Raw genomic sequence first — 14593 nt, 5'->3', positions numbered from 1 at the left:
GGTTGAAAATGAAGCGTTCAATGTCGTCTCTGTCCAGGCTCCTGCTCGCCGCCGCCGTGTGCAGCGCAGCGTTCTGTCTGCCGGCGCAGGCCGCCCCCAGGAAGGAATTCAATGTTGCCTGGTCGATCTATGTCGGCTGGATGCCGTGGCCGTATGCGGAGCAGGCCGGCATCGTCAAGAAGTGGGGCGACAAGTACGGCATCAAGATCAACATCACCCAGATCAACGACTACGTCGAATCGATCAACCAGTACACCGCCGGCAAGTTCGACGGTGTGACCGTCACCAACATGGACGCGTTGACGATTCCCGCCGCTGGCGGTGTCGACACCACGGCGCTGATCGTCGGCGACTATTCCAACGGCAATGACGGCGTGATCCTGAAGAACGCCAAGAGCCTGACCGACATCAAGGGCCAGAACGTCAACCTCGTCGAGTTCTCGGTGTCGCACTATCTGCTGGCGCGCGCGCTGTCGTCGGTCGGCCTGGCCGAGAAGGACATCAAGACCGTCAACACGTCGGATGCCGACATCGTCTCCGCCTACAAGGCCGAGGACACCACCGCGCTGGTGACCTGGAACCCGCAGCTGTCGGAGATCAACAGCGAACCGACGGCCCACATGGTGTTCGATTCGAGCAAGATTCCGGGCGAGATCATCGATACGCTCGCGGTCAACACCAAGACCCTGCAGCAGAATCCCGCGCTGGGCAAGGCGCTGGTCGGTATCTGGTTCGACACGCTCAAGCTGATGCAGGACCCGGTCAAGGGCAAGGCGGCGCGTGAGGCGATGGCCAAGCTGTCGGGTTCGTCGCTCGCCAGTTTCGAAGGCCAGCTCAAGACCACCAAGCTGTTCTACACGCCGGCCGAAGCGGTCAGCTTCACGACCGATCCCAAGCTCGTGCAGACCATGGACCTGGTGCGCAGCTTCTCCTTCGATCACGGCCTGCTCGGGCAGAACGTCGGCAACAAGGACGTGGTCGGCATCGCCTTTCCGGGCACGGCGACGCTCGGCGACACGAAGAACATCAAGCTGCGCTTCGACGCCACCTACATGAAGATGGCGGCGGACGGCAAGCTCTAGCGCCCACTCACCGAGGCCGGGGAGATCCATGCGTCGCGTGATGAACATGCAGCCGGGCCGCGCCCGATGGCTGCTGGCGTTGCTGCCGTTTGCGCTGATCGTGATGGTGTATGTCGTGGGGTCGGCACAGCGTCGCGCGGAGAATCCGAGCGACAAGGTGCTGCCGCCGTTCGGCGAGATGAGCAGCGCGATTCACCGCGTCGCCTTCGAGGAAGACAAGCGCACGGGCGAGTACCTGTTCTGGTCGGATACCGGCGCCAGTCTCGAGCGGCTGGCGATCGGCCTGTCGATCGCCACCGCGCTCGCGCTCGTGCTCGGCCTGCTGATCGGCCTGCTGCCGATCGGCAACGCGATGTTCGCGCCGATGACGGCGGTCATGTCGATGATTCCGCCGATGGCGATCCTGCCCATCCTGTTCATCGTCTTCGGTCTCGGCGAGCTGTCGAAGGTGGTGCTGATCATCGTCGGTGTGGCGCCCTGCCTGATGCGCGATCTGGTGTTCACGGTCGGCAGCCTGCCGCGCGAACAGCTGGTCAAGGCGCAGTCGCTGGGTGCTTCGACCTGGCAGGTGCTGATACGCGTGGCGCTGCCGCAGGCACTGCCGCGCCTGATCGCCTCGTTGCGTCTCGCGCTCGGCCCGGCGTTCCTGTTCCTGATATCGGCCGAGGCGATCTCGGCCGACAGCGGGCTCGGTTATCGCATCTTCCTGTTGCGTCGCTATCTGGCGATGGACACGATCCTGCCGTACGTCGCCTGGATCACGCTGCTCGCGTTCCTGATGGATCTGGCGCTGGCGCAGCTGTCGCGGCGGGCATTTCCCTGGGCGCACGGCGCGGAGCCCAAGGCATGAGTGCCCTGAGCATTCGCAATGTCTGGATCGAGTACGGCTCCCAGGTCGTGCTGGAGCGCGTCAACCTGGAGATCGATGCCGGCGCGTTCATCGCCATCGTCGGCCCTTCGGGCTGCGGCAAGACCAGCTTCCTGCGTCTGCTGCTCGGCCAGGAGCGTCCGGCACGCGGCAGCATCCTGCTGGACGGCAAGCCGATGCCGGACGAGCCGGGGCCGGATCGCGGCGTCGTGTTCCAGCGCTATTCGGTGTTCCCGCATCTGACCGTGCTCGGCAATGTCCTGCTCGGGCCGGAACTGCAGAGCTCGCCCTTGCTCGGCCGCAGTTTCGGCAGGCGGCGGCGTGCGCTGGTCGAGCGCGCCCACGCGCTTTTGAGCGAAGTCGGTCTCGGCGATTCGTTGCACAAATATCCGGCGCAGCTGTCCGGCGGCATGCAGCAGCGTCTGGCACTGGCACAGGCGCTGATCCGCCAGCCGCGCGTGCTCTTGCTCGACGAGCCCTTCGGCGCGCTGGACCCGGGCATCCGCGGCGAAATCCACGTGCTGATGCGCAAGCTGTGGAAAGAGACGGGCGTGACCATCGTCATGGTGACGCACGATCTGCGCGAAGCGTTTCTGCTCGGCACGCGCGTCGTCGTCTTCGATCGCCTGCGCAAGCTGCCGACCGAGGCGCAGCGCTACGGGGCCACCATCAGCCAGAACATCGCCGTCCATCGCCGCCATGTGCCGGGGCCTGGCGATGACGGTATTGCGGCAAATGACTCGGATCGGGACGACCCGATCGCAGTGGAAACCCCAGGTCGGGACGACCCGACGCCCACGCACTGAGACGCGCCCGCGTCTCCGGAGTCCTCATGTCCATGACTGAAACAAGCTCAGTCGACGCGCTCGCGCCCGGCGACCACGATGTCGAGAAAAATCGAAGCCGCTATCTGCAGCTCAAGGCGGCGGGGCAGGGCTCGCAGCGCCCCTTGCCGGCGGCGAGCCCGCGCGGCGGCGCGCCGATCGCGGCGGACCGCATTCTCCAGCGCGAATCGATACCGGGTGGCTGGTACTGCGCCTTGCGTGTCGCGCGAGGTCAGGTGCTGCGCCTGTGCAATCCGCAGGCAACGCCCGGCGTCGCGGTGATGATCTGGAACGGTGACGACACCGCCGAGCGTTACAACGCCGGTGACACCGTCAAGCTGCAGTGGACGGCGGAGCTGCGCAAGGGGCGCGTGCTGTTCTCCGACATGGGGCGTGTGCTGGCTTCGATCACCGAAGACAGCTGCGGTCGTCACGACACGCTCGTCGGTCCGAGCACGGCGGCATCCAATCTCGACCGGTACGGCGTGCCGGGCCTGCGCAACAGCCGCGACAACCTGATGCTGGCGGCGGGCAAGCACGGCCTGAGCCGCCGCGATCTGGCGCCATGTATCAGCTTCTTCTCGCCGGTCGGTACCGATGCGCAGGGACATTTCGTCTGGAACGACGGCGTGCTGCAGCATGGCGACTTCGTCGATCTGCGCGCCGAGATGAATCTGCTGCTGGCGATCTCGAACTGCCCGCACCCGCTGGCCCCGGCTGCGCGCTACGCACCCGCGGCGATCGACGCCATCGTCTGGCGGGGCGCGCCGCCGGCGGCCGACGATCTCTGCCGCACGCTGACCGCCGAAGCGGGCCGCGGTTTTGAAAACACCGATCCGCTGTTTCGCCGGGAGACGCCATGAAGGCCGAAAATTCGGGCGTGCAGCGCGACGCCGCAACCGCACTCGTCGACGTCACCATTGCCGCGCGCGCGCCGTGGTCGGGGCTGGTGCAGCGCGGTCAGGTGCTGCGCATCGTCGATGTCGAAGGCCAGCAGGCAGTCGATACGCTGTTCTATCGCGCCGACGATTTCAGCGAACGCTACAGTGCCCAGGACACGCTGCGCGCACAGGGCTCGGCCTATGTCGTGACGGGCACGCGCCTGCTGTCGAACGAGGGCCGCGAGATGCTGAGCGTGATCGCCAACACCGGCGGTGCGCACGACACCTCGGCCGGGGCCTGTTCCTGCGAAAGCAACACCGTGCGTTTCGGTCACCAGACCCGCTACATGCACGCCTGCCGCGAAAACTTCCTGCTGGAGGTGTCGCGGCACGGCATGAGCAAGCGCGACATCGTTGCCAACATCAATTTCTTCATGAACGTGCCGGTGGAGCCGGACGGTCGGCTGGCGATCGTCGACGGCGTCTCCAGGCCTGGTGACTATGTCGAGATGCGTGCGGCGATGGATGTGCTGTGCGTGATCTCCAACTGCCCGCAGGTCAACAATCCCTGCAACGGCTTCAATCCCACGCCGGTGCGCGTGCTGATCTTCGGGGATTGAGCATGTTCCGGAAAATACTGATCGCCAATCGCGGCGAGATTGCGGCGCGCGTGGTGCGCACGGTGCGCCGCATGGGCTTGTCCCCGGTCGCCGTGTATTCGGATGTCGATCGCCATTCGGCACCGGTGCTGGCGGCCGACGAGGCGATCCGTCTCGGGCCAGCGCCAGCGCGCGAGAGCTACCTGAAGATCGACGCCATCATCGACGCCTGCCTGCGCACGGGTGCCGAAGCCGTGCATCCCGGCTACGGTTTTCTCAGCGAGAACGCCGACTTTGCCGAGAAGCTCGCGGCGCACGGCATTCGCTTCATCGGTCCGCGGCCCGAACATCTGCGCGAGTTCGGCCTCAAGCACACCGCGCGCGAGATCGCGCGGAAAAGCGGCGTGCCGCTGCTGCCGGGCAGCGGCCTGCTCGACGACGTCGAACAGGCCGTGCACGAGGCGCAGCGCATCACGTACCCGGTGATGCTCAAGAGCACGGCCGGCGGCGGCGGCATCGGCATGCAGCTGTGCCACGACGCGGACGAGTTGCGTGCGCGCTTCGCAGCCGTGCAGCGCATGGCCACTGCCAGCTTCGGCGATGCCCGTGTCTATCTCGAACGCTGCATCGATACGGCACGGCACATCGAAGTGCAGATCTTCGGCGACGGTCGTGGCCGGGTCGTGTCGCTGGGCGAGCGCGATTGCTCGCTGCAGCGGCGCAACCAGAAGGTCGTCGAGGAAACGCCCGCGCCGGGATTGTCGGACGCGCTGCGCGCACGCCTGCACGCCGCCGCCCGCGCGCTCGGCGCCGCAGTGCAGTACGAATCGGCAGGCACCGTCGAATTCATCTACGACGTGGCTCGCGAGGACTTCTACTTCCTCGAGGTCAATACGCGCCTGCAGGTCGAGCACCCGGTCACCGAGATGGTGTTCGGCATCGACCTGGTCGAGTGGATGATCCGCCAGGCCGCCGGTGAATTGTCGCTGCCGGCGCAGGCAACGCTGCAGCCGCAAGGGGCGTCCGTCGAGGTCCGTCTCTACGCCGAAAATCCGCAGCAGGATTTCCGTCCGTCCACCGGCCTGTTGACCGAGGTGGGATTCGCCGAGGGTGTGCGCGTCGACGGCTGGGTCGAAACCGGCACCGAAGTGTCGTCCCACTACGATCCGATGCTGGCCAAGATCATCGCGCGTGGCGAGCACCGCGACGCGGCGATCGCCAATCTCGCACAGGCCCTGCAGTCCACCACGGTCCGCGGCATCGAAACCAATCTCCGCTATCTGCGCGCGGTCCTCGATTCCGATGCATTCCGAAGCGGCAGGGTTGCGACGCGCGTGCTCAAGGACTTCGTCTACCGGCCGAATGTCGTCGAGGTGATCGCCGCAGGCGCGCAGACCAGCGTGCAGGACTGGCCGGGGCGGCTGGGTTACTGGAGCGTGGGCATTCCGCCGTCGGGGCCGATGGACGATCGTTCGTTCCGTCTCGCCAATCGCATCGTCGGCAATCGCGAGGGCGCCGCGGCGCTCGAGTGCACGATGATCGGACCGACCTTGCGCTTTTGCTGCGATGCCCTGATCGCATTGAGCGGTGCGGCGATGCACGCGACCCTGGACGAGGTCGCGATTCCGTTCTACATGCCGGTGCCGGTTCGTGCCGGGCAGGTGCTGGCGCTCGGCGCGATCGAAGGCGCCGGCCAGCGCTGCTACCTGGCGCTGCGTGGCGGACTCGATGTCGCGTCCTATCTGGGGTCGGCGGCGACCTTCGGCCTCGGCGGTTTCGGCGGCCATGCAACCGGCGTGCTCAAGGCCGGCGACAGCCTGCATATCGACAGCGCCGCCACGCCGGCATCGGCGCCGCAGCCCTTACCGGACCAGGAGCGGCCGGTGCTGAGCCGCGACTGGACGATCGCCGTGCACTACGGTCCGCACGGTGCACCGGATTTCTTCACCGACGCCGACATCGAGGCGCTTTACGGCGCCGAGTACGAAGTGCACTTCAACAGCGCGCGTACCGGCGTGCGCCTGAAGGGCCCGCGCCCGCAGTGGGCGCGCAGCGATGGCGGGGAAGCCGGTCTGCACCCGTCCAACATTCATGACAATGCCTACGCGATCGGTGCCATCGATTTCACCGGCGACACTCCGATCATCCTCGGGCCGGATGGCCCCAGCCTCGGCGGCTTCGTCTGCCCGGCCGTGATCGCGCGCGACGATCTCTGGAAGACCGGCCAGCTCAAGCCCGGTGACAAGATCCGCTTCGTTCCGGCCGGCGCGCCGACCGTGGCGCCGACTGCGGCGAGGCGCATCGCCGAGCCCGGTTCGCCGATTCTGGCGCGCACCGACGACGGGCCGGTGCCGGTCGTCTATCGCCGCTGCGGCGACGACAATCTGCTGGTCGAATACGGACCGATGGTGCTCGATCTGGCCCTGCGCCTGCGCGTGCATCTGCTGTCGACGGCGATCGAAGCCGCGAAGCTGCCGGGCATCATCGATCTCACCGCCGGCATCCGCTCGCTGCAGATTCACTTCGACAGTCGCGTCCTGCAGCCTCGACAGCTGCTCGATGTGCTGGCCGCGATCGAGCACACACTGCCGCGCGCCGAAGACGTCAGTCTGCCGAGCCGCATCGTGCATCTGCCGCTGTCGTGGAACGATCCGCAGATTCGCCTGGCGATGCGCAAGTATCAGGAGCTGGTGCGGCCGAACGCGCCCTGGTGCCCGGACAACATCGAGTTCATCCGCCGCATCAACGGGCTCGACTCGGTCGACGATGTGCATCGCATCGTGTTCGACGCGCGCTACCTGGTGATGGGTCTCGGCGATGTCTATCTCGGCGCGCCGGTTGCGACACCGGTCGATCCGCGGCATCGCCTCGTCACCACCAAGTACAACCCGGCGCGGACCTGGACGCCGGAGAACGCCGTCGGTATCGGCGGCGCCTATCTCTGCGTCTACGGCATGGAAGGACCGGGCGGCTATCAGCTGTTCGGCCGCACCATCCAGATGTGGAATCGCTGGCGGCGGACGCCGGCCTTCGCACAGCCGTGGCTGTTGCGCTGTTTCGATCAGATCCGCTTTTTCGAAGTCAGCGACGCCGAACTCGAAGAGGCGCGCGCCGCGTTTCCGCACGGACGTTATCCGCTGAAGATCGAGGACACGAGCTTTTCGTACGCCGAGTACGTGCGCTTCCTCGATGCCAATGCCGCGGACATCCATGCATTCAAGCAGCGCCAGCAGGCGGCCTTCGAGGCGGAGCGTACCGACTGGAAGCTGCGCGGCCTCGACAGCTTCAGTGTCGACGATGTCGCTGCCGATATCGGCGGCGACGATATTCCGAGCGGCTGCAGCGCGGTGAATGCGCAGGTCACCGGCAATGTCTGGAAGATCGAGGTCGCCGAAGGCGCCAGCGTCGAGCGCGGCCAGGTGCTCGTGGTGGTCGAATCGATGAAGATGGAAATGGAAGTCCGCGCGCCGGCTGCGGGCCGGATACGCGAACTGCGCTGCCAGCCGGGGCGCACCGTGCAGTCCGGACAGGTCATCGCGGTGCTGGAGGATGCCTGAGATGCTGCCGCGCATATTGACGATCGACGAGCTGCAGGCGCGTTACCGCGACGGCAGCCTGACGCCACTGCAACTGGTCGACGAGATCCTGCGCCGGATCACCGCAGGCACCGATCCGGCCGTGTGGATCAGCCGCGTGCCGGACGCTGCGCTGCGCGATGCGGCGCAGGACCTGATGCGCGGTGCCGCGCCGGGCGCCGATCAGCCGCTCTGGGGCATTCCGTTCGCGGTCAAGGACAACATCGACTGCGCCGGCCTCGACACCACCGCGGCTTGTCCCGCGTTCGCCTATCGCCCGCCGGACGACGCCGCGGTCGTGGCGCGCCTGCGCGCGGCGGGCGCCTTGCTGATCGGCAAGACCAATCTCGATCAGTTCGCGACGGGTCTGAACGGCACACGCTCGCCTTACGGCGCGCCGCGCAGCGTGTTCGATGCGCGCTACATCTCCGGCGGTTCCAGCTCCGGCTCCGCGGTGGCGGTGGCTTCGGGACAGGTGTGTTTTTCGCTGGGCACCGACACCGCCGGCTCCGGACGCGTGCCGGCCGCCTTCAACAACCTGATCGGCATCAAGCCGACACGCGGCCTGTTGCCGACACACGGTGTCGTGCCAGCCTGCCGGAGTCTGGATTGCGTGACCGTGTTTGCAGCCTGCACGGCCGACGCCGATCGCGTCCGGCGCATCGCGCAGGGCGACGATGCGCGCGACCCCTACGCACGCACCGCGCCGCAACAGCGTCTGCCGACGTCCGGCTTCCGCTTCGCGATTCTGAAACCGTCCGAGCGCGAGTTCTTTGCCGACGCACAGTCGGCGCAACGGTATGCGGATGCGATAGCGCGGCTGACGGCGCTCGGCGGCATGGCCGTCGAATTCGACTACCGACCGTTCCGCGACGCCGCTGCGCTGCTGTACGCCGGCGGCTTCGTCGCCGAACGGCTGGAGCCATTGCGCGCCTTCGTCGAACAGCATGCCGACACGATGGACCCGGTCGTGCGCGGCATCATCGGCGGTGCGCAGGGCGTCAGCGCTGCCGAGCTGTTTGCCGACTTCAATGCACTGGCGGCGCTGCGCCGGCAGGCGGAAAAGGCCTGGGCCGACTTCGATCTGATGCTGCTGCCGACGGCGCCGACGCTCTACAGCGTCGAGCAGATGCAGGCCGATCCGATCCGGCTCAACTCGCGTCTCGGGCTGTACACCAATTTCGTCAATCTGCTCGACTATTGCGCGCTCGCCGTGCCGGCGGGCTTTCGTGACGACGGACTGCCGTTCGGCGTGTCGCTGATCGCGCCGGCGTTCCATGACGACGCGCTCGCGGCGCTTGGCGAGCGTCTGCATCGTGCCACGCAGTGCGGTCTGGGCGTCGACCGATCCGCGGCGATTGCGGAGCCCTCCGCGCCGATCGCGGTACCGGCCGACGAGCGCATCGTGATTGCCGTCGTCGGTGCCCACCTCAGCGGCATGCCGCTCAATCGCGAACTCACCGAGCCCGGCGGCAGCCTGTTGCGGCGCGCACGCACGGCGGCGCACTACCGCTTTTACGTGCTACCGGACACCACGCCGAAGAAGCCGGGTCTGGTGCAGGCGCCCGGGTTCGACGGACCGGGGATCGATGTGGAGCTCTGGTCCTTGCCGGCCGCGGCCTTCGGTCGGTTCGTGTCCCGCATTCCGTCGCCGCTCGGCATCGGCAAGCTCAGGCTCGAAGACGGCAGCGAGGTCAGCGGCTTTCTGTGCGAAGCTCACGCCGTGAGCGGCGCGCAGGAGATCACCGCGCTCGGCGGCTGGCGGGCCTACATCGCCGGCATCCAGACGTAGTCGGACTGGAAGCGCCGCGATCCGCAGTGCTCTCGGCCCGAAGGCCCGCCATGGACCGGCATCGACGCGACAGCGCCAGCCATCGCCACCGCCCCCGTTACGGTGGACGGTGGCGAGCGGAAAGCGCGCTAGCCGTTTTCCGGTTTGCGCCCGGCGCGCGTGGCGACCAGGAAGCCGATGCTGGCGACGACGCTGGTGACCAGCGTGACGACGGTGAGACCGTCGCGGATGTGCGCTTCGCCACCGAACAGATCGCTGACCAGCGTTACCACCGTCGGTGCGACACCGAAGCCGAACACGGCGCCGACGACGACGAAGGCGCCGAGGCAGACGCCGCGCAATTCGTTCGGCAACAGCACCGCGAGTGCCGTCGCCGTGATCAGGCCGGCGACGGCGCCGCCGAGCACCAGCACGGTCAGCATCGCGGCAAAACCGCCGACCGTCGGCATGACCGGGAAGAATGCCGCGGGAATCGTCAGCAGCGACGCCAGCACGGCGCCGCCGAGCAGCCCGCCCGGAATGCGGCCCTTCTGTCCAAGCTCTGCCAGCACGCCGCCGATGATCGATCCGACCAGGCCGGACAACAGCACGATCAGGCCCATCCAGGCGCCGAAGTCGGCGGGCTGCAGGCCGTAGTCGCGGATCAGCACCGGCGAGGCCCAGATGCCGGCGGAGGCGTCTGCCATGACGACGGTGACCTGACCGAGAAACAGCGGCGCCAGCAGGGCGCGGCGCTGCCAGATCGCATGCATCGCCTCCCGGAACGACGGGCTGACGATGCCTTCGAGTTCGTGCCGGGCGGGTTCGCGCAGCCACAGCAGGGGTATGGCGAGCAGGGCGCTGGCGATGCCGAAGATCAGGTGCACGCCGCGCCATGGCGCGAGCGCTGCGATCAGCGCCGGCGGCTGTGCGGCGATGCGCCCGAGCAGCGAACCGCCGAGCGCAAACGAAAGTGCAACGCCGACCATGCGCGCCACCGAGAGCAGCAGCAGCGAGCGCCCGCGCCTTTCGGGGACGCTGAGATCGGCGGCGATCGAAATGGCGACCGGCAAGGCGCACATCATGCCGACGGCGGCGAGCGTACGCGCGGCGAACAGCATCGCGAAACCCTGTGCGAACGCGGTCATCAGGGTGCCCAGCGTCCAGCACACCGCCATCGCCGCCAGCAGGCGCACGCGCTTGCCGCGATCGGTCATCCGCCCGAGCGGAATCGACAGCACCGCTACCGGCAGCGACGCCGCCAGACCCTGGACCAGGCTGATCTGGAAATCGCTGAGCCCGAGATCGAGCTTGGCGGCTTCCTGCAGCGGGCCGAAGACGCCCTGGGTCGCCGCGCTGCAGGCGATCGCGCTACCGAGCAGCAGCAGGGCCGGCAGCGACGAACGCGCTGCCGGCACCGTGTCCTTGCCGGTCGTGATCGACGCCGGCATCAAAAGTAGGTGCCGACGCGAATGCCGACACGGCGGCCGTCACCGATGATGCCGACGTCGGTCGACAGCGGACCGACCAGCCCGGCCTGTTCGAGTATCGAGCGGTCGATGTAGGACGAGAAATACTTTTCGTCGGTCAGGTTGCTGCCCCAGAGCGCGACTTCCCAGTTTGCCGCGCGCCAGGTGATCGCGCCGTTCAGCAGGGTGTAGTCCTTCAGGCGTGGCACCGAGTTCGGGTCCGAGGTCGAGCCGTTGCGCGCGCCCTTGTAGGTCGCGTTGACATCGAAGATCAGCTTGTCGCCGAGCAGGTCGAGGCTGTAGCGGGTACCGGCGAACGCACTCCAGTCCGGCAGGAACAGGATGCGGTCGGACGGGATCTGCTTGCCGGTCGTGTCTTCGTACTCGGAGGCGTCGCTGATGCGCGAGTGCAGATAGGTGAGACCGCCATTGACCGTCCAGTGCGGGTTGATGACGCCCTGCAACTGCGCTTCGATACCGGGGCTGTGCACTGTGCCCGTGTTGAGATTGACCGCGACGAAGCCTGCGCCGAGCGTGCTCGGCGCCAGCGCGTTCTGGCCGATGAAATGACGGTAGTCGTTGTAGAACGCGGCGACGTCGAGGTTCAGGTGGCGATCGAGCAGCGACAGTTTCGAGCCCAGTTCGTAGGTCCAGACCGAATCGCCCTGGTAGGTCGGATTCGGCGAGCCCGGCGGGTTGACGCCGCCGCCACGAAAGCCGCGCGAAACCGAGGCGTAGCTCATCGTGTCCGGGGTCCAGTTCTTCTTGAATGTCAGGCGCGGTTCGAGCTCCGAGGCCTTGATCTGCCCGGTGCTGTCGCCGCTGGCGACGACATGCTGATGGTCATAGCGCAGGCCGGCGGTCAGCTCGGTGGTCTGCGTCGGGTTCCAGAACATCGTGCCGTACAGGGCGTAGACGCCGGTTTCGATGCGTGCCTGCGAAGGCACCGGCACGCTGGTGCCGGGGCCGGTCACGACATCGAGTTCGCCATCGATGCCGTAGATGTTGCGGTCGGCGAACACGCCGAACAGCGATGAAAGGTTTTCCGCGTAGTGCGTGTCGAGGCGCAGCTCGCCGGTCGTGGTGTGGAAGCGGGTGTCGGCCCTGGAGACGCGGTAAACGTCGTACGGACCATAGTCGCCGTCGCCGTGGCCCTCACCGCTGCGCACGTCGTAGGCGGTCAGGACCGTCAGCTTGCTGGCGATCGGCGCGAGTTCGAATTCGCTCTTGAGGTTGCCGCCGCTGTAGCGCAGCGTGGTCAGGCTGTTTTCGTTGGTCGTGACCTTGTCGCTGTAGTCGGTGGGACCGGTGACATCGGCATACGGCGTCGAGCCGCCGAACACGCGGTTGTAGTAGCCACTGAGCGTGAAGCGCGCGTCGGCGATCGGCTCGTAGATCAGCGCGCCGTTCACCGCCTTCTGATCGAGCGGATTGGCGTCGCCACCGGCAAGCGTGTTGTCGAGAAAGCCGTCCTGATGCTGGTACGCGGCGCCGAGCCGGCCGCGCAGCACGCCCGGCACGAGCGCGCCGCTGATGCTGCCGGCGAGCTGTCGATAGTCATCGGGCCCGGCGAGCGAGCCCGTCAGTTTGCCGCTGAGCTGATCGGTCGGCTGCCGGGTGATGATGTTGATCGCGCCACCCAGGGTGTTCTGCCCGAACAGCGTGCCCTGCGGCCCGCGCAGCACTTCGATACGGTCGACGTCGAGCAGCGGCGTATTCAGGTACGAGGTGTTCGGCTGGTAGACGCCGTCGAGGAAGATGCCGACGCCCGGCTGAACGGTGTCGATCAGGGTCGTGCCGACACCGCGAATGTCGACGAACGAACGCGATACCGAGTCGGACGTGATGTTGAGGCCGGGCGTCAGTGCCGCAATGTCCTTGGCCTGCGTGATGTGCTGTTCTTCGAGGGCTTCGCCGCTGATCGCGGTGACGGCGACCGGCACGTCCTGCAGCCGCTCGGCACGCTTGCGCGCGGTGACCACGACGGTCTCGATCGCGTCGTCGGCCGGCGCCGAAGCGTCGCTCGCCGGAGCATCAGTCGCCGCGGCTGTGGCGGCGCCTGCATCCGCCGTTGCCGCGCCATCGGCCGCTGCAACCGACTCCGGCTGCGTGGCGGCCGAGGCCGACAGCGAGACCATCAGCGAAGCGCCCAACGCAACAGCCGAAAGATACTGCTTGTTCATCTGCTCTCCTCGTGCAATTCGTTATGAATTTGCTATGTATAGTAATACGTTGTGTTTTCTTTTATATCAGTTGCCGTCTGGTACGGCAAGGCCGGCGGACGAACGACATCGCCGGGCGGTCAGACGGTCATGTCGCCGTGTCCCGCCGTGCAATCGCGTGGCGGCAACCGTGGCGCGATCCGCGACCGGGACCCGCAAATCGGCTACTTTCAGCGCCACGGATGGGTCTGCGGCAGAGGTCGCGCCGTCCGGTGCGGGCTTGCAGCGAGCAGGAGGAACATGAGAATCGGCATCGACCTCGGCGGCACCAAGATCGAAGGTGTGGTCATGGCGGACGGCTCGCGCATCGTCGCGCGTCAGCGGATCGCGACGCCGGCCGGGGATTACGAGGCGACGCTGGACGCCGTTTGCGGGCTGGTGCGAAGGCTCGAGGCCGCGGCGGCGGCGCTCGATCTGCCGATCGGTGTCGGGTCGCCTGGCGCGCTGTCGAAAGCCAGCGGCCTGATCAAGAACAGCAGTTCGACCTGTCTCAACGGCAGGCCGCTGCTCGCCGATCTCGAGCATCGGCTTGGCGCGCGTGTGCGCCTCGCCAACGATGCGGATTGCCTGGCGCTGTCCGAAGCCCGCGACGGCGCCGCGGCCGGCGCCGACACGGTGTTTGCTGCCATCCTCGGCACCGGCGTCGGTGGCGGCATCGTCGTGCGCGGGGAGCTTCTCAACGGCGCCAATGGCATCGCCGGCGAGTGGGGACACAATCCGCTGCCCTGGCCGCAAGCAGGAGAGGCTCCGGGGCCGGCGTGCTACTGCGGCCGTCATGGCTGCATCGAAACCTGGATTTCCGGGACCGGCTTTGCCGCCGATCATCGGCGCAGCACCGGCGAAGCCCTTCGTGGCGAGCAGATCGTGTTCGCCGCCGACGACGGCAAGCCCGCCGCGCAAGCCAGCCTGCAGCGCTACGAGCAGCGACTGGCGCGGGCGCTGGCGCACATCGTCAACGTGCTCGATCCGCAGGTCGTCGTGCTCGGCGGCGGCATCTCCACCCTGCGACGCCTGTACCGCACGGTGCCGGAACTGTGGAAGCCCTGGATCTTTTCCGACGAAATCCGCACGCGACTCGTGCAGGCGCAGTTCGGCGACGCGAGTGGTGTGCGTGGCGCGGCCTGGTTGTGGCCGGAGGCTGGCTGAAGCGGGCTCGGCAGCCGCCGGCGGTGTCGCGGATGTGACAGCACCGCTCCTGACACAAGGGCACAATCGGCCGTCATGCAGATAAAGCCCGACCGCCGGGCCGGTTCGCGCTGCCCCTCGGCAGGATGCGATCGAGACGGCGCAGATCCGGGCCAC

General features: G+C 67.2%; 10 protein-coding genes. 8 read left to right on the top strand and 2 right to left on the bottom strand.

Features of this window, described 5'->3' with window-relative positions; genetic code table 11:
- Positions 1-8 precede the first annotated feature (8 nt).
- Genes G7Y85_RS13845 through atzF form a run of 7 tightly spaced genes read left to right on the top strand, consistent with a single transcriptional unit; the run spans position 9 to position 9621 of the window.
- A complete protein-coding gene (locus tag G7Y85_RS13845) occupies positions 9-1082 on the top strand; it encodes a putative urea ABC transporter substrate-binding protein (protein WP_206675578.1) in 1074 nt (357 codons plus the stop codon).
- A gap of 28 nt (positions 1083-1110) precedes the next feature.
- The gene (locus G7Y85_RS13840; protein ID WP_166258174.1) at positions 1111-1932 is read left to right on the top strand and encodes an ABC transporter permease; all 822 of its coding nucleotides are present in this window, start codon (positions 1111-1113) and stop codon (positions 1930-1932) included.
- Complete coding sequence (locus tag G7Y85_RS13835) at positions 1929-2756, top strand: ABC transporter ATP-binding protein (RefSeq protein ID WP_166258171.1); 828 nt, start codon at positions 1929-1931, stop codon at positions 2754-2756. Before G7Y85_RS13840 ends, G7Y85_RS13835 begins: the two co-directional genes overlap by 4 nt.
- A 32-nt stretch (positions 2757-2788) precedes the next feature.
- Positions 2789-3637: an urea amidolyase associated protein UAAP1 gene (locus tag G7Y85_RS13830; protein WP_166258168.1), complete on the top strand. Its 849-nt coding sequence runs from the start codon at positions 2789-2791 to the stop codon at positions 3635-3637.
- On the top strand, positions 3634-4275 hold the full coding sequence (locus G7Y85_RS13825; RefSeq protein ID WP_166258165.1) for an urea amidolyase associated protein UAAP2: 642 nt from the start codon (positions 3634-3636) through the stop codon (positions 4273-4275). Before G7Y85_RS13830 ends, G7Y85_RS13825 begins: the two co-directional genes overlap by 4 nt.
- A gap of 2 nt (positions 4276-4277) precedes the next feature.
- Positions 4278-7811, top strand: a complete 3534-nt coding sequence (uca, locus tag G7Y85_RS13820) for an urea carboxylase (protein ID WP_166258162.1) — start codon at positions 4278-4280, stop codon at positions 7809-7811.
- A gap of 1 nt (position 7812) precedes the next feature.
- On the top strand, positions 7813-9621 hold the full coding sequence (gene atzF, locus G7Y85_RS13815; protein ID WP_166258159.1) for an allophanate hydrolase: 1809 nt from the start codon (positions 7813-7815) through the stop codon (positions 9619-9621).
- 128 nt (positions 9622-9749) lie between these two features.
- Here atzF and G7Y85_RS13810 read toward each other — a convergent pair whose 3' ends face one another.
- Together G7Y85_RS13810 and G7Y85_RS13805 are read right to left on the bottom strand one after the other, a co-directional pair.
- Positions 9750-11051, bottom strand: a complete 1302-nt coding sequence (locus tag G7Y85_RS13810) for an MFS transporter (protein ID WP_166258156.1) — start codon at positions 11049-11051, stop codon at positions 9750-9752.
- Positions 11051-13252 carry a TonB-dependent receptor gene (locus tag G7Y85_RS13805; RefSeq protein ID WP_166258153.1) on the bottom strand — a complete coding sequence of 734 codons (2202 nt, stop codon included), beginning with the start codon at positions 13250-13252 and terminating at the stop codon, positions 11051-11053. Before G7Y85_RS13805 ends, G7Y85_RS13810 begins: the two co-directional genes overlap by 1 nt.
- 279 nt (positions 13253-13531) lie before the next feature.
- Between G7Y85_RS13805 and G7Y85_RS13800 the strand changes: the two genes are divergently transcribed.
- Positions 13532-14437, top strand: a complete 906-nt coding sequence (locus G7Y85_RS13800; protein ID WP_166258150.1) for an ROK family protein — start codon at positions 13532-13534, stop codon at positions 14435-14437.
- Positions 14438-14593: the final 156 nt, after the last annotated feature.

It is taken from the genome of Solimonas terrae, from assembly GCF_011067135.1.
Taxonomy (GTDB): domain Bacteria; phylum Pseudomonadota; class Gammaproteobacteria; order Nevskiales; family Nevskiaceae; genus Solimonas; species Solimonas terrae.
Note: the sequence above shows the minus strand (reverse complement) of the source record. Positions and strands in the feature narration are given on the sequence as shown.